This window comes from Maritalea mediterranea (assembly GCF_021568695.1).
GTDB classification, from domain to species: domain Bacteria; phylum Pseudomonadota; class Alphaproteobacteria; order Rhizobiales; family Devosiaceae; genus Maritalea; species Maritalea mediterranea.
The window spans coordinates 1,058,129-1,082,993 of the sequence record NZ_JAKGTI010000001.1; the positions used below are offsets into that span (position 1 = coordinate 1,058,129).

Consider the following 24,865-nt stretch of genomic DNA (forward strand, 5'->3'; position numbering starts at 1 on the left):
AGCGGCATCGTCAGTCTTAGAACGATGCCGCCAGTCTAAGCAACTAGGGAGGTCATTTTTGTAATATTTTCAGGTCGTCCATAAAGGCGCGGGCAGCAAAGGCGAAGGTGATTTCATGCACCACGGGCTCTTCACCCTGTTCCGTCTTGCGGACCACTTCAATATTGCCCACGTCGCGCCCTTGGCTGATATCGCCACGGTCCAGCGCAGAGGCCTGGCCCGCCGACCAGCGGAAGATCAAATCTTCATGGATGACTTCGCCCATTTCCTGCAACAGCGGCAGTGTCACGCCAACGGGGGTGGGTGATTGCACCAGCGCCACGCGCATCATCGGGTTGATGTCGTCCGGAATTTCACCGCGGAACAAGAAGGGCCGGGCCGAGCTATCATAGCCAACATAAGGATTACGGCCCATTTGCGCGATGCGGCGCGGGTCCGGCACCAAAATCTGGCCGTCAGGGTAAGTCTCACGGAATAACTCAAGGCTCATCAAGCGAGAGGGATATGCTTTTAGCTTTTCACCGGCCCGGTCACCAACAATGGCCTCGCCGGTAAATTGCTGCCACCAATTTTGTTCGGACCGATCATACATGATCAGGTCGGAATGGCGCAGCTTACCTGTGGTGCCGAATTCCACAGCTTCGCCATCAAGCCGACGATCAAATACAATCGAGGTGTTGCACAAGGGGCAGTAAGTGACAGCTATCGGGGTGCCTCCCATGCTGTCATTGACAATTTCGTGCCACATCATGATTCGCAATGGATAGGCGCGGGCCTCGCCATTTAGTTCCAGTCCGATCACAGGTTCATTGCCAGGAATGCTGGCTTCCTCTGACACCGGCTTGAATTCAGGATCATCAATGGAGGGGATATTGTCGCGGGCGATAACGTTGATCACCTCGTCAAAAGGTACTGTGGCCTTGGAAAAATTGGTCTCCCAACCTTCAAGTTCCCAACGTTGCGGCGGCTCCTGCGCTGGAAGCAAGTCGTCCGCCACGGTGATGTTGGCGCTAACGACAAACGACAGTGCACTCACAATAGATAGCAGTTTTTGCATATCGGGCTCCTCTAGCTTTGGCACAGTGTGGCCCAAGCAAAGGCCTGTCACCAGTCAAATACACTCACAGTTAGGTGATAAGCCGGTGATGCGCGGCGCGAATAATCGGCCAAAGGTCCGGCGTGTAGGGCAAGTCCGGTATCTGTTTTAGCGATATTTGCCGCACCGCTGCCGCATCATCCAGCGCCGTCGCTTCGGCGATCGGCGCGGTGGCCGCAAAAACCTGCAAGGTGAACCCGGCGGATTTGTGCTTTTGCACCGCGAGGAAATGAGGCACTTTCAAACCGGTTTCTTCCTCAATTTCGCGATGGATCGCGGCGTGAGCCGTTTCGCCCGCTTTTATCCGACCGCCCGGCAGGGACCAATAATGCTGATAAGGCGCATTTTTACGCTGCACCAGCAATACTTGATCGCCTTCGAACAGGGCGGCACTGACCACATCGACCTGGGCACTCATAGGGGCGGCAGTCGGCGTTTGACCGGTGAGCTTTTGATGATCGAGCTGTTGGTGGCGGCATATTGGCTGATGGAATCAAGGATCAGATCCAGCTGCTCAATAGATTTGAGATGGATTTTGCACACGAAACAATCCTCGCCTGTCACCTTGTCGCATTCAGTAATTTCTGCCGTTTGCTGGATCAGCTTGGTGACCCGCTGCAATTGCCCGGGCATCGGGGAAACGCGCACAATGGCGCGCAAGGGATAGCCGATCTGGTCTGACGCGACATTCAGCGTATAGCCCTTGATCACCCCGCGCTCTTCCAGCCTTTTGAGACGCTCTGAGGTGCTGGGGGCGGAAAGCCCCACCTTTGCGGCCAGCTCTTTAAGAGGTGTTTTGCCATTTTCAAAAAGAGTGTCGATCAGCAATTTATCTGCATTATCCATATAAAAATGTCATTTCGCCTAATTATGTTCGGTATATTGACATGATAGCCGAATTTTTCACATGTGCAATATTGATACTTGGGTTTAGCGTTGATCCCCATTACAACTGGATGTGAAAGAGAAGAGCATGCAACGCAATTGGATAGGGGTGGTGGAGCTTGTCACCGCCATGATGATTTCCGGCACCATTGGCTTTTTCGTTGTGGTGTCGAACCAGCCCACCTTTAATGTGGTTTTCTCTCGCTGCCTGATCGGGGCAGCGGGCTTGGGCATCGTGTGTGCCGCCTTGGGCATGTTCAAACGCGAATATTTCACCAAGCGCAACATCATTTTGGCGGTGCTCAGCGGCGTGGCAGTGGTGACCAACTGGATCTTGCTTTTCGGGTCTTTTTCGAAAGCCTCCATCACCATTTCTACCGTGGTCTATCACACCCAGCCGATCATTCTGGCGATGATGGGCGTGGCCTTTTTAGGTGAAAAGCTGAACTTCTCCAAAGTCTTTTGGCTGCTGTTTGCCTTTGTCGGCATGATCGCCGTGGTCAGCGCGCGCGACATCTCCACCGATACGGGCACCGACTATCTGATGGGCGTGATCATGGCCTTCGGCGCAGCGATGCTTTACGCAGTGACCGTGTTGCTGGTGAAAAAGCTGACGGGGGTGCCGCCGCATCTGGTGGCGTTGACGCATGTGAGTGTGGGCACCATCATGCTGTTCCCCCTGATGCAATGGCAAATCATGCCCGCAGGGCAGGTGGAGTGGGGCGCCATCCTCGCACTTGGTCTGATGTGCACGGTGCTGATGTATATCATTATGTATGACGGCATTCAGCGGCTGGAAACCAGCGTTACCGGTGCCCTTGCCTTCATCTATCCCGTCGCTGCGATTGTGGTGGATTATCTGGCCTTTGATCGGCAACTCACCTGGCTGCAATGGGTTGGCTCTGCTGCCATCTTGCTGGGCGCTGCGGCGATGACCTTGCGCTGGCGCGTGCCCTTTATCGATCGGACAAATGGCGATAAAGTTGCGGTCAAAACAGGTTAGGCAAAAATATGTGCGGGCGGCTCGATTTACATCATCCACGGGAAGAATTGATCAATCTGTTCAATCTCGATGGAGATCTTGAAGATTTCCCTGCCCGCTACAATATTCCGCCCACTCAACCCGTGCTCAGCATCGTCAATCATGGCCGCGGCAATGAAGCCCATCTCATGCGCTGGGGGTTGGTGCCGCACTGGGTGAAAGACCCACGCGAATTCACGGTGCTGGCCAACGCGCGGGTGGAAACGGTGGCGGAAAAGCCGGCCTTCAAAAGCTCGCTCAAAAACCAGCGCTGTCTGGTGCCCGCCAGCGGCTATTATGAATGGCTGCGCCGAGATGGTGAAAAGCAACCTTTTCACATTCATAAAGAGGACGGCTCGCTGCTGGCACTGGCCGGGCTATATGCCACATGGGAAGGGCCGAACGGCGAGGAGATCGACAGCTTCACCATCCTCACTCAGGAAGCCACGGGCGAGCTGGCGGATATTCACCATCGTACACCGGTTCATGTGCCCGAAGAGAACATGGAGGCGTGGCTCGACACTAGAAACGTGAATGCGCAAAAGGCGCTGGATCTGGTGCGGCCGCTGATCAAGCACAATGTGACCAGCTATCCCGTCTCTAAACGGGTGAACAATGCCCGCAATGAGGGTGAAGATTTGATTGTTGAGGTTGAGCTGGAACCCGAAACCAAAGAAAAAGCCGCGTCCAAATCCAAGGATACGACGCAGCTGGATTTATTTTGAATCCCAATTGTGCTCAACGAGGGGACGGGTCAAACAGTGATGCCAGCGTGCCGAGATAAGCGCGCCACGCGGCATGTCCGCTCTGTGTCATTTCAGCGGTCGTCAGTGGCTTGCCCTCGACAAAACGCTTACTGATCTCAATATAACCAGCCGTTTCCAGCTTCTTCAGATGAACCGAGAGATTGCCATGGCTTGTCTCCAGAGCTTTGACCAGTTCAGCAAAGCTCGCCTTGGGCTGACTTGCGAGGTAGGCCATGATCCCCAACCGGATGCGCCCATGGATCACTTCATTTATCGCGTCGGGCTTGATCCCCGTCATTATACTTGCTCTGCCGTGTGGAGGGCGGGCGGCTCATGGCGCATCAGGATAAGTCCGGGCACAACCGACACCAGCACCACAACACCCGCCAGCGCAAGATATAACAGTGAACTGCCCGCCAATAGAGGCACACCTGCTGCCGCGAAAAAGGAAATCCAGGCTGGCACCCGCATCCATCTCAATTGCGATGCTGCCGCAGTGGCCAGGAAGGCGGCGCCATAAAGGGCCAGCGCCACGGCCGCAATCATATCGAACATGATTGGGGAAGCACCCTGCATTGTGGCCAATATCACGCCAATCACAAAGAGGAGAATGCCCAAGCCCGCACCTTGCCAAATCTCGCGTTGGACTACATTGCCCACAGCAAAAGCCCCTGGCTTCGGTGCCGTATTGCGCGACAGCAGAACGGTCCCCAAAGCCCCAAAGATGCCAAAAGCAGGCCAAAGGAACGCCAGGGTCTCAACTGGTAGTCCTGCAAATCCTGTGATTACGGCAAAATGCCCGAGATAGGTCAGAACCAGAAGGCCACCCCAAAGCAAAAGAAAACGACCGCCCAACAAGGGCGCACGGGCGGCGCGTTCGGTCATGGCGCGCACATAGGCAAGATCAGATTTTGGATCAGGATCGCTCTTATTGTCAGTCATTTGGTTGCTCCAATCTGTACCTGAGGCCCAGAAATTGCCAACTTTTCAAGGTGTGGCCCAAGGTTTTAGGGGACGAAACGTCCGCAGGAGCCTCAGTCAAATATAAATATAATAGCTATAAACAAGTTTATATATCAAACTACACAAAGATGTAAACTATTTCGGCAAGCGCTTATCGCGCCTATAGGTGACCTAAGTGTTATAATCGTCAGAGGGACGAAAAAGCTGACAGGCGCATTCGGTCCCATGCTATTGCTGGAGGGTTTATGACTCAGACCAAACCAATCTTTCGGTCATTGTAGGATTTGATCTTACAATCTTATTGAGATCAGCGGTTTGGCACCCAATTATTGGAAAAGGCACAAGGCTGTAGCGTTTTTTTGGCGTGCGCGCGCGGTCGTGGCTTAGGAGCGTAAAATTTTTCCCGGATTGAGAATGTTTTTCGGGTCCAGCGCCAGCTTGATGCTTTTCATCATATCCAAGGCGGTAGGGTCTTTCTTTTGCGCCAACAAGTCAGCTTTCATCTGGCCGATGCCGTGTTCGGCAGAAATAGAGCCGTTGAGCTTGGCCAAGATTTCATAAGTAGCCTTATGAATCTCGGGCGCAAAGGCTTTGAAGTCGCCTTCAAAACCCTCGGGCGCCAGAAAATCATAATGAATATTGCCATCACCCATATGGCCAAAAGCAATGGGACGGATGCCCGGCACAATACGCTCGGCGGCGGCGTCAACTTCATCCATTAATGTCGGGATGTCACGAATGGCAACAGAAATATCATGCTTTATCGACTGTGCCTCGCGGTTTTGGCACTCGGCATAATTCTCGCGCATCAGCCACATTAACTGCCGGTCACCCAGCGAGTTGCAAAGGGAGGCGTCGGCGACCAGCTCTTTCTCCGCAAGTTCCTCCAAGACGCCCAGCAAAGCGCCATCCTCATCGCCTTCAAACAGCGAAAGCTCTAACAAAATATGCCAGTTTGTCGGGGCGTCTTTGGCGCGCGGATCACGGGTGATCAGCTCGTGCTTTAGCTGCAAATCCATCCCAATGGTCGGCAGCAGCTCAAAGGAAGTAAGGCGATTGCCAGCCCGCTTGCGGACAATTTCAAAAACCTCAACACCCACCTGTGGTGATGCTATATTGAGCAGGGCGGTTTCGAATGCGCGTGGGCGCGGAAACATCTTCATCGATGCCGCAGTGATAATGCCCAGCGTGCCTTCGGCCCCCACCAGCAGATCTTTCAAATCATAGCCTGTATTGTCTTTGCGCAATTTTGAAAGGCCTTTGTAGAGGCGCCCATCGGCCAGCACTGCTTCAACCCCCATGCACAGATCGCGCGAATTGCCATAGGCCAAAACCGCGGTGCCCCCCGCATTTGTTGAAAGGATGCCGCCAATCTGGCAGGAGCCCTCTGACCCCAAAGACAGCGGGAAGAGCCGATCAGCTTCTTCGGCGTGTTTTTGCGCTTCCAGCACCGTGATTCCCGCTTCCAGCGTCATCACATTGGTTGAAGTGTCGACTTCACGGACCTGGCGCAATTTTGAAAGGCTCAGTATAATCTCTTTGCCAGTGGCGGGAACTTGACCGCCCACGAGACCTGTATTGCCGCTTTGTGGCACCACGGCAATTTCGTTCTGATAGGCAAACTGCATCACCTTTTGCACCATCTTCACCGAGGTGGGCGTGACGGCACATTGGGCGCCCTTTTTGTATAGACCACGCGGCTCCTCCAGAAAGCGCGTCAGGGCCCCTTCATCCTGATGAAAATTCGCCTCGCCGACAATTTCAAGGAGTTTATCAAAGGGTTGCGCTGGGGCCATAGCTCTGGTTGCTCATCTGGTCTGGTTGGAAAGGAATGTTAGAAAACTGCGACAAAAACTTGCCCGTTTTCGCCTGCTGTGTCAAAACCCAATGCAAAGGTTTTACTCAAGGAGTGCATTTATGACCAGCGGCAACCTGATGCAAGGCAAACGGGGCGTGATCATGGGCGTGGCCAACAACCGGTCCATCGGTTGGGGCATCGCCAAAGCAGTTGCGGGCCAAGGCGCCGAACTGGCGTTCACCTATCAAGGCGAGGCGCTGAAGCGCCGCGTGGAGCCCCTGGCGGCAGAAGTGGGCTCTGATCTGGTGATCGAGGCCGATGTTACCGATGAAGCGGCGCTGGACAAAGCCTTTGCCGCCATTGAAGAAAAATGGGGCAAGATTGACTTTCTGGTCCACGCGATTGCTTTCTCAGATAAAAATGAGCTGGAAGGCCGCTTTATCGATACAACCCCTGGCAACTTCCAGAACTCCATGAATATTTCGGTTTATTCATTCGTGGCGGTGGCCAAACGGGCCCGCAAAATCATGAATGAAGGCGGGTCACTGGTGACGTTGACCTATTACGGTTCGGAAAAAGTGGTGCCAAACTACAACGTCATGGGCGTTGCCAAAGCCGCACTGGAAGCGTCAGTGCGCTATCTGGCGGCTGATCTTGGCCCCGAAGGTATCCGTGTGAACGCCATATCCGCCGGTGCGATTAAAACGCTGGCCGCATCTGGCATTGGCGACTTCCGCAAAATGCTGTCATACGGCGAAGCCAACTCACCATTGCGCCGCAATGTGAGCATTGACGAAGTGGGGAATGCGGGGCTTTACCTGCTGTCAGACCTCTCGTCAGGCACCACCGGCGAAATCCACCACGTGGACAGCGGCTATAATGTGATGGGCATGCGGGTGCTCGACAGCGAGGAGTAGGCCGCGGCCACAAAAATTGTAAAGAGTGACCTTGCGCTATGGCACATGCTGAATGGCCGTTGATCTATTTCGTGCGGCACGGACAAACCGATTGGAACCGGACCAGCCGGTTCCAAGGGCAACGTGATGTGCCGCTAAACGATCATGGCCGCAGCCAGGCTAAATCCAGCGGCGAAATCTTGCGCGAGCTGATCACCCGTGACGGCGGCGACCCGGGCCAGTTTGACTGGTTCTGTTCGCCACTCGGGCGCACGCGCGAAACCATGGAGATTGTGCGCGCCCAGTTTAATGAGCCACTGCCTGAGGTGACATTCGATAACCGACTGCGTGAAATCTCATTCGGTCATCTAGAAGGTATTCTGGCCAGCGACGTGCAAAAATTGTTCCCCGAAGAACACGCGCAGCGTTCACAAAGCAAATGGCGGCATCGGCCAAAAGATGGCGAAAGCTATGCCGAAGTGATTGAGCGGGTGGACGAATTTATGCACGATCATATTCAACGCCCGTCCATCGTGGTGGCCCATGGTGGCGTGGCGCGCACCTTCCGTCATCTTGTGACGGGCGAGCCCGGCCATGTGCTCGACAAATGGGCGCCATCGCAAGAAGCGGTATTTCGCTTTCAGAATGGTCAATTTGCTGAATATCTTGCCTAGACAAGCAAAGGCAGCCCGCGCAACATTACGCTTAAGCCCAAAAGGAAATAGGACACACCATGTCGCACAATAGTTTTGGTCAACTTTTTCGCTTCACCACCTGGGGCGAGAGCCACGGACCGGCCTTGGGCGTGGTGATCGATGGATGCCCATCTGGGCTGGCCATTTCCGAGGCGATGATTCAGGAGAAGCTTGATCGCCGCAAGCCCGGCCAATCCAAATATACCACCCAGCGGCGCGAACCAGACCAGGTTAAAATCCTGTCGGGGACTTTTGAGGATGAGCGCACCGATGGGTTGCGCACGACCGGCACGCCGATCTCGCTGATGATCGAGAATACCGACCAGCGGTCCAAAGACTATGGCGACATTCGCGATAAGTTCCGCCCCGGCCACGCCGATTTCACCTATGAGCAAAAATATGGCATTCGCGACTATCGCGGCGGGGGCAGGTCTTCAGCGCGGGAAACCGCGGCACGCGTGGCGGCCGGTGCTGTGGCCCAACTGGTGGTACCGGACATAAAAATCCGCGCCAGTCTGGTGCAGGTCGGTCCGCACAAAATCAATTATGACCGCTTCGATTGGGATCAGGTAGATCAAAACCCCTTCTTCTGCGCCGACCCGGTGGCTGCTGCAGAATGGGCGACCTATCTCGATGGCATTCGCAAAGAAGGGTCCTCTGTTGGCGCGGTGATCGAAGTGGTGGCTGAAAATGTGCCGGTGGGCCTCGGTGCACCGGTCTATGGCAAGCTTGATCAGGATTTAGCCTCGGCCATGATGTCCATCAATGCCGTGAAAGCGGTTGAAATCGGCGCAGGCTTCGATGCAGCAGAGCTGACCGGTATCGAAAATGCCGACGAAATGCGCGCTGGCGAGGGCGCACCCTATTTCAAGAGCAATAAGGCCGGGGGCATTTTGGGCGGCATTTCCAACGGTGATCCGGTGGTGGTGCGCTTTGCTGTAAAACCGACCAGCTCCATTCTGGTGCCGCGCGAGACGGTGACCAAAGCCAATGAAAACACCGACATCATCACCAAAGGTCGCCACGACCCGTGCGTCGGCATTCGCGCCGTGCCTGTGGGCGAAGCCATGATGGCCTTGGTGCTGGCCGACCACTTCCTTCGCCACCGCGGCCAAACCGGACGTGAAGGCGGCGTAGGGTTTTAGGGGGAAATCGGCCTAAGTCGCTGTCACCCCACCCCAACCCTCCCCATCGAGGGGATCCGAAACAAAATGCGTGTTGCGGGTTCGTTACCGCCGCTTGGATCCTCGGGTCAAGCCCGAGGATGGCGGTGGTGGGGGCGGTGAATGCGGGGGGAGCCTATCGCCTTCCTCGGCGTCATTACCGGACTTGATCCGGTAATCCATGTAGCATTGGTGATTTGCCCGGCCGGGGGCGTCTCTTCACCCCGCCTTACAATACCAATGAATAAACTCCTGGTTCCCATCGCCGCCGGAAATGGGCGAGGGCGTGTCGCACTGTTTTTTCCCATCCGTGCGGCGAGTATATCATCCATCCGTTGGCGGGTGGTGGTGCTGTCTGATCACTTCCTTCGCCACCGTGACCAGATCAGTCGTGAAGGTGGCGTTGGGTTTTAGGGGGAAATCGGCCTAAGTCGCTGTCATCCCACCCCAACCCTCCCCATCGAGGGGAGGGGGATCCGCAACAAAATGCGTGTTGCGGGTTCGTTACCGCCGCTTGGATCCTCGGGTCAAGCCCGAGGATGACGGTGGTGGGGGCGGTGAATGCGAAGGAAGCCTATCGCCTTCCGCAACGTCATTACCGGACTTGATCCGGTAATCCATGCAGCTTCGGTGATAAGCCTCAGACAAGACGAAGCCTCACCCCGCCTTGCAATACCAATGAATAAACTCCTGGTTCCCATCGCCGCCTGAAATGGGCGAGGGCGTGTCGCCCTGTTTTTCCCAACCATGCTCGGAGAGAAAATCATCTACGCGTTGGCGGGCGGTAGTGATGGCGGATTGGTCTTTGACGATGCCGCCCTTGCCAATGGCAGCGCGGCCGACTTCAAATTGCGGCTTGATCAGCAACAGGGCATGGGCGCCGGGGGCACAAAGGTCTAGTGCCGGGCCGATCACCTTGAGCAGCGAGACAAAGCTGACATCACTGACAAGGATGTCGATGGGGTCAGGAATGTTCTCCGCCGTCAGCGCTGTGGCGTTGGTTTGTTCCATATTGATGATTTGCGGCGCGGTTTTCAGCTCGTCAGCCAACTGATCCTGCCCGACATCTACCGCATAGATTTTCGCCGCATCATGCTGCAGCAGGATCTGAGTGAAACCGCCCGTAGATGCGCCGAGGTCAAGGCAAACTCTGCCACTGACATCGAGCTGGCTGAGATTCAAGGCCGCTAAAAGTTTAAGGGCAGCACGCGAGACATATGGCGCGGAGGGGTCGTCGATCTCGACTTGATCAGCCTCGTCAACCTTATGCCCCGGCTTGCTGACCACTTTTCCATTGACGGTGACGCACCCGCGCACGATCGCGTCCCGCGCACGGGCCCGAGAGCGGGCCAGCTTGTGCGCGTCCAAATAGTGGTCAAGCCGCATCACCGCGAACTTAGCCTTCGATGTTCAGCAAACGCCGCAATTTCGCCACGGCGCTTTCCTTGCCCTCGCCATAGGCAATGGTACCGGCAAACTGACCGTTCTCATCCAGCAAAAATAGGGTGGCGGTATGGTTGACCAGGTAGTCCGAGCTGTCTTCATCAACAGCTTTTTCTGAGAAGATACCGAATTTCGATTTGATATTGTCCACCTGTTCATTGGTGCCGGTAAGCCCGATGATGTCGTCGCCAAACGAACTGAGATAGGCATCAAGTTGCTCTGGCGTATCCCGTTCCGGGTCCACCGTCACGAATACGGTTTTAATGTCTTTGCCGGTCAGGTCCAATGCTTGCCGCCAGACATTACTTTCATAAAGCGTAGTGGGGCATACATCAGGGCAGAAAGTATAGCCGAAAAACAGCATTGTCGGCTCGCCCTTCAAATCGTTCTGGTTGAAACTCTCGCCCTTAGTGGTGACCATTTCAAAATTGCCACCAATGCGCACCCGGTCAGAATCGGGGAGGGTTTGGCGATAAATCATCAGGATTGTGGCGGCGATACCTACAATCAAAACAAGGCCCCAAAGGACAAGGCGCACACGGGCGAGGTTCATCGTACATCTCCAGATAACTCAGAATTGTTTGAAACCTAATTTCAAACCATTGTAAAGGCGATGCGACCCATCGTCCTTGCGCTAAATCATTGAATCAAAATGTGAGGTAGCAGACTCTAATTGTGAGGAAGGCTTGATAGCGCGTTGAACTTAAAGCCCTTTTTCGATCAAACCTTTAATTTTGACGGCCTTTTCAAAGTGGTCAAGCTGATGGGTTTCAATCCACCAACGTGCCGCCTCCATTAGCGCATCAGGGGCATCATTCTTATTTTTGAAAAAGGCGTAAAACGACACGCCCACATTGTCGCCCTTTTGCGCAATCTTCTTGTCGCAGATTTCAATGGCTTTTTGTCGTAGGCTTTCGCGCACCTGTTTACCCGTCCAGCGGTTCGGTGCCCTGCGGCTGACCATTGCCATCAAGGGTGATTTTTTCAATCCGCGCTTCGGCCTGCTTCAGCAGTTTTTCACAATGTGCCTTCAACAATCCGCCGCGCTCATAAACTTCGATGCTTTCCTGCAAAGGCGCACGCCCCGCCTCAAGCTTGCCCACAATCTGTTCCAGCTCGGTCAGCGCGGTTTCAAAATCCATTTTTGCAATGTCGCTATGCTTGTTGTCGTTCACGCCAAATTCCTTCTAATTCTTTTGCCGCATCAAAGGGAACACCCATTTCGCCATGCTCTAGCATATTGATATGCGCTGCAACACCTTCGGCCAACGCATTTAAATGATATCCACCTTCCAATAGGGAAACGATGCGACCTTCACAGCGTTTGTCAGCAATATCCATGATTTTGCCAGTGATCCACGCATAATCGTGCGGTGTCCAATTCAAAGATGCCAGCGGGTCACGCGCGTCTGCGTCAAATCCTGCTGAAAGCAAGATGAAGTCCGGATTAAACCGGTCCAAAGCTGGCAGCAGGCGATCCAAATAGGCTTCACGCATGGCACTACCGTCGCCGCCCGGCCCGAGGGGTACATTGTATATATTTCCCGCGCCCGTTTCCCTCGTCATTCCGGTGCCGGGAAAGAGCGGCATCTCATGACTGGAGGCGTAGAACATGTTGCGGTCGTCATATAGAATATCTTGCGTACCATTGCCGTGATGCACGTCAAAATCCACAATGGCGATCCGCTCCATGCCATAATGCTCACGGGCCCAAAGCGCGGTGATGGCGATGGTGTTGAATAAACAAAAGCCCATGGGGCGGTTGCGTTCTGCATGGTGCCCCGGCGGGCGGATGGCGCAAAACCCGTTTTGGTGGTGGCCCTGCATCACGCTTTCCACAGCATCCATGGCACCGCCAATGCCGCTCATCACCGCTTCGAAACTGTTGGCGGCAATGAAAGTGTCGCCATCGATTTCGGCAATGCTTTCCACCGGTCGACGCGATTTCACCAACTGGATGTGCTCTTTGGAATGAGCCAGCGAAACAAGTCCCAAATCCGCATATTTGGCTTCATTCTGGTCAAAGTCGGCAAAGCGTTCATGGGCATAAAGCAGGTCCAGATAATGCAAGCGATCTGGATTTTCCGGATGGCCCTTGGGCATTTGATGCTGCGCGCCTTGCGGATGTTGAATAAGCAAACATGCCATATTGGTTTTTAACGCCTTCACGTGCGATTGATGAACTTGATTCTTGACCTTCTGGCAAAGCCTTGTCAAACAGCAGCCATGGAAGAGCCGCGCGATAGCACACAAATGGTTAAAATAGAACAGGCCGCCCGCATTTTGCAGGCGGGTGACGTGGTCGCCATGCCCACTGAAACTGTTTATGGCTTGGCAGGCGACGCCAGCCGCGACGATGCGGTGGTTAAAATCTTTGAGACGAAATCGCGTCCCCGGTTCAATCCACTTATTGTGCATTGCGCCACGATTGAGATGGTTGAAACCATCGCAATGTTTCCACCGCTTGCCAGAAAACTGGCGGACAAATATTGGCCCGGCCCATTGACAATGGTATTGCCCAAACATGTCGGGGCGCCGCTGTCGGATCTCGTGACTGCTGGGTTGGACACGGTAGCGGTCCGCATGCCAAAGCACGATATGGCACGCACGCTGATTGAAAAGGCTGGCTTTCCAGTGGCCGCCCCATCAGCAAATCCTTCGGGCAAACTTTCGCCAACTACGGCGCAGCATGTGCTGGATGGTTTCGACGGTCGGGTGCCCGTTCTCGAAGGGGGACCGTCCGTGGAAGGCGTAGAGTCCACCATTGTGGCAGTACAGGACGACCAACTGATTCTATTGCGGCCCGGCACAATTTCGCGTGATGATTTAGCTGCGGCAACTGGACGGCCGGTGCTTGATCCTGAGGATAAGACCATTAAAGCGCCAGGAATGTTACTTTCGCACTATGCGCCCAATGCGACGGTGCGGTTGAACGCGGATGAATGCTTAGATGGCGAGGCAGCGCTTAATTTTGGAAACAGTAAGCTGCGCAGCAAGGTCGCGACGCTCAATCTGTCGCCATCGGGGGATCTGGCCGAAGCCGCGCGCCATCTATTTAGCTGTTTGCGAGAGTTGGATCGACCGGACATTCGCACCATTGCGGTCGCTCCGATTTCAACGGCGGGTTTGGGCGAAGCGATCAATGATCGCTTGCGCCGCGCCGCTGCCGATCGGTCTTAGGTGTCCTCTCGGGGATTGTAAGGTTTCTGGTCGCGCCAGAACCGCATCAGGCTTTCCAAATCCGGGTCTTTTTGTTCCGGCAGCTTGATCCGCAAATTGACATAGAGATCGCCTTCACCAAACAGACCTTTGCCTTTCAGGCGCAAGGATTTGGTGGTATCCATGCCAGGCGTCACTTTCAACTCGACTGCACCGGAAAGCGTCGGCACGCGGACCTTGCCGCCCAGCACTGCTTCATAAAGCGTAATCGGTACATCGACGCGCAAATCATCGCCGTCCTTGCGGAAATGCTTGTGCTTTTTGACTTTGACCTGCACCAGCACATCGCCACGCTTGCCGCCCATGGGGGAAGATTCGCCTTGGCCTTTCAGCCGCACCTGCTGCCCATCATTTAGCGGATAGGGCAGATTGACTGACAACACTTTGCCGTTAGGCAGGGTGACGGGCACTGGCTCGCGCGCATTGATCTCTTCTAGGGTCACGTTCAGGCGTACCTTGATATCTTCACCTTTGGGGCGATTGCGCGCGCCTGTTGAGAAGTTTCGGGCGCTGCCCATGCCCATCGGGCCGGCACCACCGCCGCGGCCACCAAATCCACCGCCGAAGCCGCCCATGAACTCTTTCAAAATATCTTCAGGATTTATGCCGCCAGCGTGCTGGCCGCCTGCACGTGGCCCGCCACCGCCACCGCCGCCGCCAAAGCCGGAAAAATCAAACCCGGCCATTTTCGGGTTGCCGTCAGCGTCTATCTCGCCACGATCATATTGCTGGCGCTTCTGCTTATCGGACAAAAAGTCATAAGCATTCGTCGCCTCAGCGAACTTTTCCTGAGCTTTAGGGTCTTTATTTTGGTCCGGGTGATAGGCCTTTGCCAGTTTACGATAGGCAGACTTGATCTCCTGATCGCTCGCCGAGCGCGCCACACCCAAAACGCTATAGGGATCACGCATATAACGAGTCACTCCAAAATTTGGCTCTGACCGCAAGCGCCGCCAGAGCGATTTCACATTTGCTTCATATATGGAGATCGCAACCCGCAATGTCCAGTATTTCCGCGGAAAAGAAGGGGATTTTCTATGCGTTTAAATGGGCAGCGGCCGCTGTTCTTCAATCGCTTCCATGGCAAAATAGGAGGTAACTGAGTCCAATTCTACCTTCGAGATCAGCCGCTGATAAACATCGTCATAGCTTGACATATCCTGTGTGACCACCTTCAAAAAATAATCGTAATCCCCGCCAATACGGAAAAAATCAATCACCTCAGGAATTGTTGAGACATGGGCGCGGAATTTTTCCAGCCAGTCCGCCGAATGATGCCGGGTGCGCAGCATTACAAACACCACCAATCCGAAGCCGAGGTCTGCCCGATCCAGCACAACAGTGGAGCCCTTGATAAAGCCTGCGGCTTTCAAGTTCTGGAGTCGCCGCCAGCAAGCGTTTTGGCTGAGATGGACAAGTGATGCCAAGTCCCGCTGAGTCAGCGAGGCATCGCGCTGCATATGCCTCAAAATGGCGCAATCATACTGATCTAGTCTATGGCCCTTCATGTGGTCATTTGACCAAATTAATTTGTGATTGTCCATTTAGAATGAGAAAAAAATTCAGAATTTTCGCGTAATAATTGACTTGAATGATGCGAAGAGGGTCAAAATGTGTCGTTGGATCGCATATTTGGGTCAACCGACCCATATGGAAGACTATCTCTATGACGGTGAACGTGCCCTTTGTGGGCAGGCTATGAAGTCCCATGAAGCCAAACTGGGCGTTCATGGCGACGGAGGCGGCCTCGGCTGGTATGATCGTAAACCCTTTCCCGGCCTCTATCGCAATGCAGGCCCGGCGTGGGGCGATCCCAATCTACGCGAGCTAACGGCCCAATTGCAGGGCCATCTGTTTTTCGCGCATGTGCGGGCCTCCACCGGTGCGCCGAGCATTTTTGTAAACTGCCATCCCTTTCGATGCGACAATTGGTTGTTCATGCACAATGGTCAGATCGGGGGATTTGACGAGGTGAGGCGCGGTCTGGAGCATGGTTTGGATGATGCAGCCTATCGGCTGCGCCAAGGCAGCACGGACAGCGAACTGATATTTGCGCTGTTGCGCACCAACGGGCTGCAACATGATCCCGTCCGGGCAATTGAAGTCACGCTCAATAAGATCCTGACCCAAATGCGGCAAGCGGGGGTGAAATCCGCGTTTCGAGCCACATTTGCGTTGGCGGATGGTGACAATATCTGGGCCGTGCGCTGGTCCAGCGATGCTCATGCGCCCTCGCTCTATCAACGCCAGAATTGCGACCATCTTTTGTTGGCCTCAGAGCCGATCGACGAGCATGCAGACAATTGGCGCGAGGTACCCGCGAACGCCCTTGTCCATGCGCGCCGCAGCGCTGATGGGGCCGTAAATATTTCCCAATCATTTCTATTTGAAAAGGTGGCATAAATGTTTGATCAGTTTAAGCAACAGCTTGCGTCCCAATCCGATTTGCCGGCATTTCTGCGCGATCAATTGATCGGTGAAAACGCGATGATCGAAGGGCCGTTCGGCCCTAAAAAGCTGATCTATGCTGACTATGTTGCCTCCGGTCGGGCCTTGCGGGTAATCGAAAGCTTTGTGGCCGAAGAGGTGCTGCCCTTTTATGCCAATTCCCACACGCGGGCTTCCTATTGCGGACGCAAGATGACCGCGATGCGCGAAGCGGGGCGAATGGAAATTGCCCGTATTTTGGGGGCGGGGCCAGAACATTCAGTCATTTTTACCGGTTCTGGCGCCACCGCCGCCATTAATAGGCTGGTGAAACTGGTGGGTTTGGAAGATGCTGTGCGCCGTGGTGAAGCGCCGGTGGTGTTTCTGGGGCCTTATGAACATCATTCCAATATTCTGCCTTGGGTCGAAAGCGGTGCTGAAATCATCTATGTGCCCGAAGCTGCCCAGGGCGGTCTCGATAGCGAAGCGCTCGCGGAACTGCTGGACCAATATGCGGATCGCCAGTTGCGGATCGGCAGTTTTTCAGCCGCGTCAAACGTTACAGGTATCACCACCGATGTGATCGCGATCACCAAATTGCTCAAATCCAAAGGGGCCCTGAGTTTTTGGGATTATGCCGGCGGTGCGCCTTACATGCCTGTAAGCGTTAATCCTGCTGAGGGCGCAGAAATTGATGCCCTGTTCCTTTCTGCCCACAAATTTCCCGGCGGTCCCGCGGCGACCGGCATTCTGGCCATCAACAATAATATTGTACGGCGCGATGTGCCATCCTGGCCAGGTGGCGGCACGGTCACCTATGTCTCCGAATGGGGGCGGGACTACTCCGCATCCATCGCGTCAAGAGAGGAGGCTGGCACGCCCAATATTATTGGCGACATCCGCGCGGCACTTTGCTTTTTGGTCAAAGAGGCAATCGGTGCCGACTTCATGGCCACGCGCCAACGCCAATTGGTGCAGCAGGCCATGGCCCGATGGAACGCCAATCCCAATATTCATGTCTTGGGTAATCTTGAGGCGGAGCGACTGCCCATTTTTTCGTTTCTCATCACAGATGCGCATGGTCGACTTGTGCCCCACAATTTTTTTACCCGCGCTTTGTCTGATCTATACGGCATTCAGGCGCGTAGCGGTTGTGCCTGCGCAGGACCTTATGGGCATATCTTGTTGAACATTGATCAGCATCAATCTCAACAGGTGCGCGATGAGATAAAGCAAGGCAATGCACTGGCCCGACCCGGTTGGGTGCGGCTGAATTTCAGCTATCTGTTTGATGACCAAAAAGCCGGATTCATCATTGATAAGGTTGAAGAATTGGCCAATAGTGCAGGCACATATCTGGATCAATATCAGTCTGATCCGCAAACGGGCAGTTTTTGCCATATCGAGGACAGGCTGCAAGCAGTCGGCTAGGGCAAGTGCCCGATGCCGACCTGAACAAGGAGCGGCATATATGGCGCAGGACAATATCGAAGCCCTGGTGAAATCACGCAATCAGGACCTTTTTGACCCTGAGTTCACCGGAGACATTGACCCTTATGAATTGTTCGATCGCTGGTTGGAGCTGGCGTGGGAAAAAGAGCAGTTCAACGCTAACGCGATGTCGCTAGCCACGCTGGATGAAGATGGGCTGCCCAATATTCGGGTTGTCCTGCTGAAAGAGCGTGAAGCCGATGGTTTCACCTTCTACACCAATACCAACAGCAAAAAGGGGCAGGAGCTCAACAAACATCCAAAGGCGGCGTTGGGTTTTTACTGGCGAACGCTGAATTGGCAAGTGCGGGTGCGTGGCGATGTGAAGCCGGTGGCAGCAGACCGCGCCGATGCCTATCACACTTCCCGTCCGCGCGGGTCGCAGATTGGCGCCCATGCGTCGCACCAATCGCAACCGCTTAGTTCGAGGCAGGAGCTGATTGACCGGGTTGAGGAATTGACCCAGCACTATGAAGGGCAGGATGTGCCGCGGCCTGACCATTGGTCAGGCTACACAGTGATGCCCACCGAAATTGAGTTTTGGTGTGATGGAGAGTTTCGTTTGCATGATCGCGTGCGCTTTACGTGGTCGTCAGACGGTGCTTGGCAACATCAACGGCTGAACCCGTAGGGTCGCGATTTCGGTGCGCATCTTTATCAAAACATCAGCTTGGGCAGTATGGGCAGCGCGTTTGGCGCGTCTTGTTATCCCATTGTTTATTGTCGCTATTGGTGCGCACCATATCGAACTGATCGACAGCACTATATTTGTTGTCCTATTCGCAATGGCCACATTCTTGGGCGTTACCGCGCTGGGCTTGGGGATGATTGCTTTTGTCCGCCTCTGGTATACAGGCGACCATGGGTGGGGCATGGCAAGCTGGGCAAATCTTGTAGGTGTCGGCACTGCCGTCACGTTGGCGTTGACCGTGCTGCTCGGAACACAATATCCGCAAGCCAATCAAGTCAGCACCAATATTGAGTCCCCACCGCTGCTTGGCGTGGCCGTGTTGGACAGCGAGGCAAAGCTCAAGGAATTGGAGCGGATGGCGACCGAAGTTGCCGTGAGTTTCCCGACGGCGGTAACCCGCGCCTATCCCTTGGGAACCGACGAGATGTTGCCGCTGTTGGAACGTCAGATCAGCGCTGCTGACTGGGGCGGTTCGGTGACCAGACAATTTTCAAGCCAGGATACAACCCGCTATCAGGGAGACGTGAAGACGTGGCTCGGCTTCAAGGACAGAGTAGCGATTCGCGCGATACATGACGAAATGCAAACCGAAATAGATATGCGGTCAGCCTCCTATTTTGGTGAAGCTGACATGGGGGCAAACGGGCGACGCGTTCAGGATTTTCTGGCCGATTTGGATGCCGCAGTAAGACAAAAGCTGTTGCAACTCAGCCGTCAAGCGCCGTTGCAGGAAGAGCCTATTTCTGACGAGGTCGAAATCGAAGCGGGCGAGTAGGGAATTATTCGACAGCATAAAGTGGACGGCGCAAAAGGCGTCGTCTGCGGCTTAGTTCGCCCGCAGCGTGCAGATAGTGAAGATGCGCTTTAACCGTCAATAGGGCTGCACCTTTAACGGCCATCGGTACATCGGGATAAATCTGATCGGTCAACTGCCATGCCGTCAGCGGCCCGTTGGCATGCAACAATTCAACTATTTGGGTGTTGCGATTTAAACGGTGCGCTTTGAGGTCTTGGGCAAAGGCCTTGCCGTTTTTGATACGGTCGCCGTGGGCAGGCAAATAAATGGTGCCGGGGCAGGAGAGCAACAAGTCGATCGAGTCGAGATAGGGCCCAAGCGCTCCGTCCGGGTCGGCAATCAGCGTAGAGTTCCAGCCCATTATATGATCACCAGTAAAAATATGGGCCCGGTCGGACAGCGCAAAGCTGAGATGATTCGCGCAATGGCCCGGGGTTTCGATCACTTCCAGTTCAACAGCACCCAATTTGATCAAATCGCCTTGTTTCAACTGCTGGTCTGGCCGCAAACCATAATGGCCGGAACGCTTCATCGGATCAGTTTCCAGCATATTTAAAGGGCGGGCAGGCCGATGCGGCCCACCAAACATCAAGGGCACATCATATTTTCTGGCCAGTTTTGGGGCCAAAGATGAGTGGTCCCTATGGGTGTGGGTGAGCAATATAGCCGTGATTCTGCGTCCCTTTCGTGCACGATCAATCGCCAACATATGCTCAGAATCATCTGGGCCGGGGTCAATAATCGCCAACTCGTCCTGCCCCACCAGAAAACTATTCGTGCCGGTAAAGGTGTAGGGGCTGGCATTTGGTGCCACGATCCGTTCAACAAACGGGGCAACAGGTTCGGCCACGCCCACCTTGGGGGCAAAGTCAGTTTGATATTCCGGGGCCGTTTGGTGGTTGGACAATTCTGGCTACCTTGGCATCTTGGGCATGTTTGAAGTTGCCAATTTGTAGGGGCAATACCGTTTGACTGCAACAATGGGCAATTGAGTCAAATTGTGTGTGAACAAACCAGACTCGCTTTAGCATTTGCTCATTACTGGGTCGATGCGCAAAAACCGGCTCGAGGGCAATAATGATGCGGCGATATTCATCCGATTACGCGTCCAAACTCAGCTTTATGCAAAAAGTTTGAAAAAGGTGGTTTTCAACGGTTGCACATCCAAATGAAAACGCATATATACCGACACCGTTCAGTCATTAAATTGACGAACATGCTGGGGCGTGGCCAAGTGGTAAGGCAGCGGTTTTTGGTATCGCCATTCGCAGGTTCGAATCCTGCCGCCCCAGCCATCTTTTCCTGAACACTTCTGAACTGATTGTGGTGCTCGATCCGGGCGCAGCTTATTTGCGATTCGATCAGGCGTAATGCTTTTTCTTCGACATTTTGCCGATACCGGGATTGAATGAATTTGTCGGGTCGCAGCATTTATAATGGGCTGCCAAGTCGGGCTTGGCGGCATAGAGATGCCCCACATTATGTTCCGCCGGATATTCCGCCCCACGTTGATCCAAAAGCTCAAGCATAGCGGCTTTGAGTGCCTTGGTGTCGGCACCCTTTTTCACGACATAGTCCTGATGCAACACATGGCAGAAGAAGTGGCCATAATAGAGCTTGTGCACCAGTTGATCCTCAATGTGCTCCGGCAAGGATTCGTACCATGCCTCATCATTGCGTCTAAGTGCGATATCGAGCGGCAGAATCTCTTCCACCTCTTTGCGATGAATCGCCATATATCGCACTGCAGCGCCTGCCGCTGCGAATCGATGCAGACCTGCCAATTTGGCTTCGCGACCTGTACATTCGAAAAAGTCACCGTCGCGATCCGCAAATAGTTCGGTCAAATAGGTCGCCGCCTCTTCAACGCCCTCATCGCGCATCTTCAAGATCAAGTGGTGCCGATAGCGCTGACGGAACGCCATCATCCGCTTTGGCAGAACACGGGGGGTGAGGCGTGCAAAAAGCTGCATCGCGCGGTCTGTCAAATTGGCTAAAAGCGGGATGTCGCGTAGACGCGAGTCGACCGCACCCTTAAGTGCAAAGAAAGCCGGTAGGCGATCGGTCCCGAGCCAATCGATCATCATCACAGTGTCTTTGCCATAACGTTCGGTCAGGTCGAAAACCTCGCGCTCCATATATTCACCGGATACGGGCAGAGTTTGAAAATGGGTAAGAATATGCCGCCGCAATTGTGTGAGATCTTCGGTGTTGTTGGTGCCGACATAGAAGGTTTTTTCTTTTTGCGGCTTGGGATAGCTGTCCAAGCGCACTGCAAAGACAGCCAACTTGCCGGCTGAGCCAGACGCTTCGTGCAGCCGCTTCTTATCCGCATTGAAGCGGGCAGGGGTATCTGCGTCCACATCGCGCACATGGGTGGCATAGTCTGTTGCAGAGGCCTTGCGATTGCTCTCAGCGCCGCTTTGGTCATACGCACCATTTTCCAGCTGTGTGAGCATTTCTTCAGGCGTATCCCCCAGTTCTAGCCCCAAATGATTGACCAGCTGAAGCTGTCCATCGGCATCTATCTGCGCGAACAGGGACAATTCGGTATAGGCAGGACCGCGCTCCACCAAAGAGCCACCAGAATTGTTGCACACGCCACCCACAATGGACGCACCGATACAAGAGGAGCCAATCACCGAGTGCGGCTCGCGTCCCAAAGGAGCCAAAAGCTTTTCCAACGCAAACAAGGTGGAGCCGGGAAAACCGATCACCTGTTTGCCTTCGTCCAACACTTGGATTTGGTCCATGCGGCGGGTGTTGATGAGCACCACATCGCGATCATAGCTGCCCGAGGGGGTGGAGCCTTCGGTAAGCCCGGTATTGGCGGCCTGCATGATGATGATCTTGTCCGCCGCCCAACAGGCTTTGATCACCTGCCACTGCTCCTGCAGGGAACCCGGTTGCACCACGCACAACGCTTCACCCTCGCCCGAGCGAAACCCGCGGCGGAAGCGCTCAGTGGCGCGCTTGCCCGTTAAAACATGGCGCCGCCCCACAATGGCGCGCAGATCATCAATCAATGCAGTATTATTCACGCTAAACCTCTTTAAAGCGTACATTATCCCGGTTCAGCTCATCGACACGACTGACACCCATCAGCCGCATATCGCGTTCAATCTCCGCCCGCATCAGGCCAAGCGCCCGCTCCACACCGGGCTGTCCGGCGGCCGCCAGCGGAAACAGATATTGGCGCCCGACACCCACCGCCTTGGCCCCTAATGACAGCGCCTTGAGCACATGCGTTCCGCGTTGGACGCCGCTGTCCATCAACACGTCGAGGCGGTCGCCCACGGCATCAACAATCTCTGCCAGCTGATCAAATGGAGTGCGCGAGCCGTCAAGCTGACGCCCACCATGGTTCGAGAGCACAATGCCGGTGCAGCCAATATCGGCCGCGCGACGGGCATCTTCCACAGTCATCACACCCTTGAGGCAGAATTGGCCATCCCAATCTTTCACCATTTTCGCCACATCATCCCAGTTCAAAGTGGGGTCGAGCATTTCAGTGAAATAGCCGCCAATCGAGCTGGCACCGCCCCCCATATCCACATGGTCTTCCAATTGTGGCAGGCGGAATTTCTCGTGGGTGACATAATTGATGCCCCACATGGGCTTGAGCATAAATTGCGTCAGGCCCGCCAGGTTTAGCCGGAAGGGTATCGAAAAGCCGGTGCGCAGATCGCGCTCGCGATTGCCGCCGGTGATGCTGTCCACGGTCAGCATCATCACGTCTACCTTGGCCTCCTTCGCCCGCTGCATCATAGCTTCGTTCAATCCACGATCGCTGTGGAAATAGAATTGATAGATTTGCGGATTTTTGTGCTTTTGTCGAAGTTCTTCCAGCGATACGGTGCCCAAAGAGGAGACACCAAACATGGTGCCATATTTCTCTGTGGCTGCGGCCACCGCGCGTTCGCCGCGATGATGAAACAAGCGCTGCAGCGCTGTGGGTGAACAATAGACCGGCATGTCGAGCTTTTGCCCCATCACCGTGACAGACATATCGATTTCCTTCACGCCCGCGAGAACAGACGGCAACAAATCGCAGCGATTAAAGGCCTGACTGTTGGCAGCTAGCGTCACCTCATCATCCGCACCGCCATCAATATAGTTGAAGATGGGGCTGGGCAAACGGCGCTTGGCCAGTTTGCGAAAGTCTTGGAAATTGTAGCAATCTTTAAGACGCATAAACTTGCTCCTTGGTCGGGCCATCCGAAAGCCGCGTGGCGATTGCACCCAACAGGTGCAATGATGAGACCTATGTTCACTCTCTAAGCTTGCCGCATCGGTGCTCGGCGATCAAACCTATATTGTCATTAGCCTTTGTGAGGGTTCTGTCAAAGCCCAACAAACGCCCGGTCGGTCCACAATTGTCACAATTGTCATTGCGTCGGTCGTGGTGGAGTGCCTATTGGCGGAATGGCGCATTGGTGCGCTACGCTTGGTGTGCTATTGAACCCAAAAAAGGCCGAAAGCCAAATCAGACAGGGAATAAAATATGGATCAAAAAGCCAATCCGGTACTGGTTGAGTTCACGCGCGGCAACTGGGTGGAAAACCGTCATCGGGCCGCCTTCTGCATAGCCGACTCGAGCGGGAAAATCGTCGCCAACGCAGGCGACATAGAGCATCCTATCTATCCACGCTCAGCGATTAAATCGCTGCAAGCATTGGCGCTGTTTGAAAGCGGTGCAGTGGAAAAGTTTGGTCTCGACGATCGCGACTTGGCCTTGGCGTGCGCCTCGCACAAGGGTGAATCCGTACATGTAGAGGGTGTGACGCGCTTTCTCGATAAAATTGGCATGACGGTGGATGATTTGGAATGCGGTGCCCATGTGCCTTCAGATAAGGTCGCACGCAACAATATGCGCAAAAACGGAGAGGAGCCAAGCGCCCTCCATAATAATTGTTCGGGCAAGCACACGGGCATGTTGGCGGTGGCGAAAGCTCTGGGCGAAGACCCTAAAGGATATATCGAACAGGGCCATCCGGTGCAAAAGCTGGTGCGCACCTGTGTCGAAAAAACTGTGGGTGCGAGCATGAGCGCAGACCGGTGTGGACGTGACGGATGTTCAATCCCTACTTGGGCTTCACCTTTACGCGGATTCGCCACTGGATTTGCCAAGCTGAGTGACCCACACTCTGATTTGCCAGAGCTTTATAAAAAGGCCGGTCAGCAGCTTTTTGATGCCTGTGCGCAAAATGCCATGCTGGTAGCGGGCACCGACCGGATTGACACCGATGCCATGACCGCCTTCAAAGGCAAATTAATGATGAAAGTTGGCGCCGACGGCGTTTTTTGTGGTGCCTTGCGCGACAGCCACCTCGGCTTTGCGTTAAAAGTTGATGATGGCTCGGTGCCGGCAGCGGAGGCGATTGTGGCTGGCTTGGTGGAAAAGCTGGCAGAGGTCTCAGAGGAGCAAAAGACGCTATTGGCCAAATGGTCCCACAAACCGACGAAAAACTGGCGTGGCTTTGAGGTGGGGACAGCGCATCTGAGTGGCGAGTTCGCCTCCTTCTTTTAGGGCGA

27 protein-coding genes and 1 tRNA gene are annotated in these 24,865 nt (G+C 54.5%); 12 read left to right on the plus strand and 16 right to left on the minus strand.

From position 1 onward, the window contains the following. Window positions 1-52 precede the first annotated feature (52 nt). From L1I42_RS05140 to L1I42_RS05150, 3 genes are all read right to left on the minus strand, one after another. Window positions 53-1,057: a DUF3179 domain-containing protein gene (locus L1I42_RS05140; RefSeq protein ID WP_236113414.1), complete on the minus strand. Its 1,005-nt coding sequence runs from the start codon at window positions 1,055-1,057 to the stop codon at window positions 53-55. A gap of 70 nt (window positions 1,058-1,127) precedes the next feature. Then, a complete protein-coding gene (locus tag L1I42_RS05145) occupies window positions 1,128-1,514 on the minus strand; it encodes an NUDIX hydrolase (RefSeq protein WP_236113415.1) in 387 nt (128 codons plus the stop codon). Next, window positions 1,511-1,942, minus strand: coding sequence for an Lrp/AsnC family transcriptional regulator (locus L1I42_RS05150; protein ID WP_236113416.1), 432 nt, complete (start codon window positions 1,940-1,942; stop codon window positions 1,511-1,513). Before L1I42_RS05150 ends, L1I42_RS05145 begins: the two co-directional genes overlap by 4 nt. A 127-nt stretch (window positions 1,943-2,069) precedes the next feature. On the opposite strand from L1I42_RS05150, the gene L1I42_RS05155 reads away from it, so the two are divergent. Both L1I42_RS05155 and L1I42_RS05160 read left to right on the plus strand, forming a co-directional pair. Then, window positions 2,070-2,984: a DMT family transporter gene (locus L1I42_RS05155; RefSeq protein ID WP_236113417.1), complete on the plus strand. Its 915-nt coding sequence runs from the start codon at window positions 2,070-2,072 to the stop codon at window positions 2,982-2,984. An 8-nt stretch (window positions 2,985-2,992) separates the two neighbouring features. Further along, window positions 2,993-3,727, plus strand: a complete 735-nt coding sequence (locus L1I42_RS05160) for an SOS response-associated peptidase (RefSeq protein WP_236113418.1) — start codon at window positions 2,993-2,995, stop codon at window positions 3,725-3,727. Between the two features lie 13 nt (window positions 3,728-3,740). Here L1I42_RS05160 and L1I42_RS05165 read toward each other — a convergent pair whose 3' ends face one another. The 3 genes from L1I42_RS05165 to L1I42_RS05175 all read right to left on the minus strand — a co-directional run bounded on the left by L1I42_RS05165 (window position 3,741) and on the right by L1I42_RS05175 (window position 6,507). Then, window positions 3,741-4,046, minus strand: a complete 306-nt coding sequence (locus L1I42_RS05165) for a winged helix-turn-helix domain-containing protein (RefSeq protein WP_236113419.1) — start codon at window positions 4,044-4,046, stop codon at window positions 3,741-3,743. After that, complete coding sequence (locus tag L1I42_RS05170) at window positions 4,046-4,690, minus strand: hypothetical protein (RefSeq protein WP_236113420.1); 645 nt, start codon at window positions 4,688-4,690, stop codon at window positions 4,046-4,048. The genes L1I42_RS05165 and L1I42_RS05170 overlap by 1 nt, the downstream gene beginning before the upstream one ends. 404 nt (window positions 4,691-5,094) lie before the next feature. After that, entirely contained in the window at window positions 5,095-6,507 is a 1,413-nt protein-coding gene (locus L1I42_RS05175; RefSeq protein ID WP_236113421.1) for an FAD-binding oxidoreductase, read from the minus strand. Window positions 6,508-6,628: 121 nt separating this feature from the next. On the opposite strand from L1I42_RS05175, the gene fabI reads away from it, so the two are divergent. Genes fabI through aroC form a run of 3 tightly spaced genes read left to right on the plus strand, consistent with a single transcriptional unit; the run spans window position 6,629 to window position 9,245 of the window. Beyond that, the gene (gene fabI / locus L1I42_RS05180; protein WP_236113422.1) at window positions 6,629-7,426 is read left to right on the plus strand and encodes an enoyl-ACP reductase FabI; all 798 of its coding nucleotides are present in this window, start codon (window positions 6,629-6,631) and stop codon (window positions 7,424-7,426) included. Window positions 7,427-7,464: 38 nt separating this feature from the next. Next, window positions 7,465-8,079 carry a histidine phosphatase family protein gene (locus tag L1I42_RS05185; RefSeq protein ID WP_236113423.1) on the plus strand — a complete coding sequence of 205 codons (615 nt, stop codon included), beginning with the start codon at window positions 7,465-7,467 and terminating at the stop codon, window positions 8,077-8,079. A 59-nt stretch (window positions 8,080-8,138) separates the two neighbouring features. After that, window positions 8,139-9,245 carry a chorismate synthase gene (gene aroC / locus L1I42_RS05190; RefSeq protein ID WP_236113424.1) on the plus strand — a complete coding sequence of 369 codons (1,107 nt, stop codon included), beginning with the start codon at window positions 8,139-8,141 and terminating at the stop codon, window positions 9,243-9,245. A 675-nt stretch (window positions 9,246-9,920) separates the two neighbouring features. Here the strand turns inward: aroC and L1I42_RS05195 are convergent. From L1I42_RS05195 to L1I42_RS05215, 5 genes are all read right to left on the minus strand, one after another. Continuing rightward, entirely contained in the window at window positions 9,921-10,649 is a 729-nt protein-coding gene (locus tag L1I42_RS05195) for a TlyA family RNA methyltransferase (RefSeq protein ID WP_236113425.1), read from the minus strand. Window positions 10,650-10,659: 10 nt separating this feature from the next. After that, complete coding sequence (locus L1I42_RS05200) at window positions 10,660-11,259, minus strand: SCO family protein (RefSeq protein ID WP_236113426.1); 600 nt, start codon at window positions 11,257-11,259, stop codon at window positions 10,660-10,662. A 150-nt stretch (window positions 11,260-11,409) separates the two neighbouring features. Beyond that, window positions 11,410-11,628: a DUF6500 family protein gene (locus L1I42_RS05205; RefSeq protein ID WP_236113427.1), complete on the minus strand. Its 219-nt coding sequence runs from the start codon at window positions 11,626-11,628 to the stop codon at window positions 11,410-11,412. Window positions 11,629-11,632: 4 nt separating this feature from the next. Beyond that, on the minus strand, window positions 11,633-11,848 hold the full coding sequence (locus L1I42_RS05210) for an exodeoxyribonuclease VII small subunit (protein WP_236114173.1): 216 nt from the start codon (window positions 11,846-11,848) through the stop codon (window positions 11,633-11,635). Between the two features lie 13 nt (window positions 11,849-11,861). Beyond that, window positions 11,862-12,854: a histone deacetylase family protein gene (locus L1I42_RS05215; protein ID WP_236113428.1), complete on the minus strand. Its 993-nt coding sequence runs from the start codon at window positions 12,852-12,854 to the stop codon at window positions 11,862-11,864. A gap of 30 nt (window positions 12,855-12,884) precedes the next feature. Between L1I42_RS05215 and L1I42_RS05220 the strand changes: the two genes are divergently transcribed. Beyond that, a complete protein-coding gene (locus L1I42_RS05220; protein WP_369413069.1) occupies window positions 12,885-13,886 on the plus strand; it encodes an L-threonylcarbamoyladenylate synthase in 1,002 nt (333 codons plus the stop codon). Here the strand turns inward: L1I42_RS05220 and L1I42_RS05225 are convergent. Both L1I42_RS05225 and L1I42_RS05230 read right to left on the minus strand, forming a co-directional pair. Next, the gene (locus L1I42_RS05225; RefSeq protein ID WP_236113429.1) at window positions 13,883-14,836 is read right to left on the minus strand and encodes a DnaJ C-terminal domain-containing protein; all 954 of its coding nucleotides are present in this window, start codon (window positions 14,834-14,836) and stop codon (window positions 13,883-13,885) included. The genes L1I42_RS05220 and L1I42_RS05225 overlap by 4 nt on opposite strands. A 132-nt stretch (window positions 14,837-14,968) precedes the next feature. Next, window positions 14,969-15,433 (minus strand): Lrp/AsnC family transcriptional regulator, encoded by a 465-nt coding sequence (locus tag L1I42_RS05230; protein WP_255768452.1) that lies wholly within the window; start codon window positions 15,431-15,433, stop codon window positions 14,969-14,971. 103 nt (window positions 15,434-15,536) lie between these two features. On the opposite strand from L1I42_RS05230, the gene L1I42_RS05235 reads away from it, so the two are divergent. The 4 genes from L1I42_RS05235 (at window position 15,537) to L1I42_RS05250 (ending at window position 19,309) form a co-directional block, all read left to right on the plus strand. Further along, window positions 15,537-16,328, plus strand: a complete 792-nt coding sequence (locus L1I42_RS05235) for a class II glutamine amidotransferase (protein WP_236113431.1) — start codon at window positions 15,537-15,539, stop codon at window positions 16,326-16,328. Beyond that, on the plus strand, window positions 16,329-17,783 hold the full coding sequence (locus L1I42_RS05240) for an aminotransferase class V-fold PLP-dependent enzyme (RefSeq protein WP_236113432.1): 1,455 nt from the start codon (window positions 16,329-16,331) through the stop codon (window positions 17,781-17,783). 40 nt (window positions 17,784-17,823) lie between these two features. Beyond that, a complete protein-coding gene (gene pdxH, locus L1I42_RS05245; RefSeq protein ID WP_236113433.1) occupies window positions 17,824-18,474 on the plus strand; it encodes a pyridoxamine 5'-phosphate oxidase in 651 nt (216 codons plus the stop codon). 61 nt (window positions 18,475-18,535) lie between these two features. Then, window positions 18,536-19,309, plus strand: coding sequence for a DUF1499 domain-containing protein (locus L1I42_RS05250; RefSeq protein ID WP_236113434.1), 774 nt, complete (start codon window positions 18,536-18,538; stop codon window positions 19,307-19,309). Window positions 19,310-19,313: 4 nt separating this feature from the next. Here the strand turns inward: L1I42_RS05250 and L1I42_RS05255 are convergent, their stop codons facing one another. Continuing rightward, window positions 19,314-20,237 (minus strand): MBL fold metallo-hydrolase, encoded by a 924-nt coding sequence (locus L1I42_RS05255; RefSeq protein ID WP_236113435.1) that lies wholly within the window; start codon window positions 20,235-20,237, stop codon window positions 19,314-19,316. 313 nt (window positions 20,238-20,550) lie between these two features. On the opposite strand from L1I42_RS05255, the gene L1I42_RS05260 reads away from it, so the two are divergent. After that, a tRNA-Gln gene (locus tag L1I42_RS05260) sits at window positions 20,551-20,625 on the plus strand. A gap of 66 nt (window positions 20,626-20,691) precedes the next feature. Here L1I42_RS05260 and dld read toward each other — a convergent pair. Continuing rightward, on the minus strand, window positions 20,692-22,371 hold the full coding sequence (dld, locus tag L1I42_RS05265; RefSeq protein ID WP_439651468.1) for a D-lactate dehydrogenase: 1,680 nt from the start codon (window positions 22,369-22,371) through the stop codon (window positions 20,692-20,694). Window position 22,372: 1 nt separating this feature from the next. Then, window positions 22,373-23,524: an alpha-hydroxy acid oxidase gene (locus L1I42_RS05270; RefSeq protein ID WP_236113437.1), complete on the minus strand. Its 1,152-nt coding sequence runs from the start codon at window positions 23,522-23,524 to the stop codon at window positions 22,373-22,375. 310 nt (window positions 23,525-23,834) lie between these two features. Between L1I42_RS05270 and L1I42_RS05275 the strand changes: the two genes are divergently transcribed. Next, the gene (locus tag L1I42_RS05275; protein WP_236113438.1) at window positions 23,835-24,860 is read left to right on the plus strand and encodes an asparaginase; all 1,026 of its coding nucleotides are present in this window, start codon (window positions 23,835-23,837) and stop codon (window positions 24,858-24,860) included. Window positions 24,861-24,865: the final 5 nt, after the last annotated feature.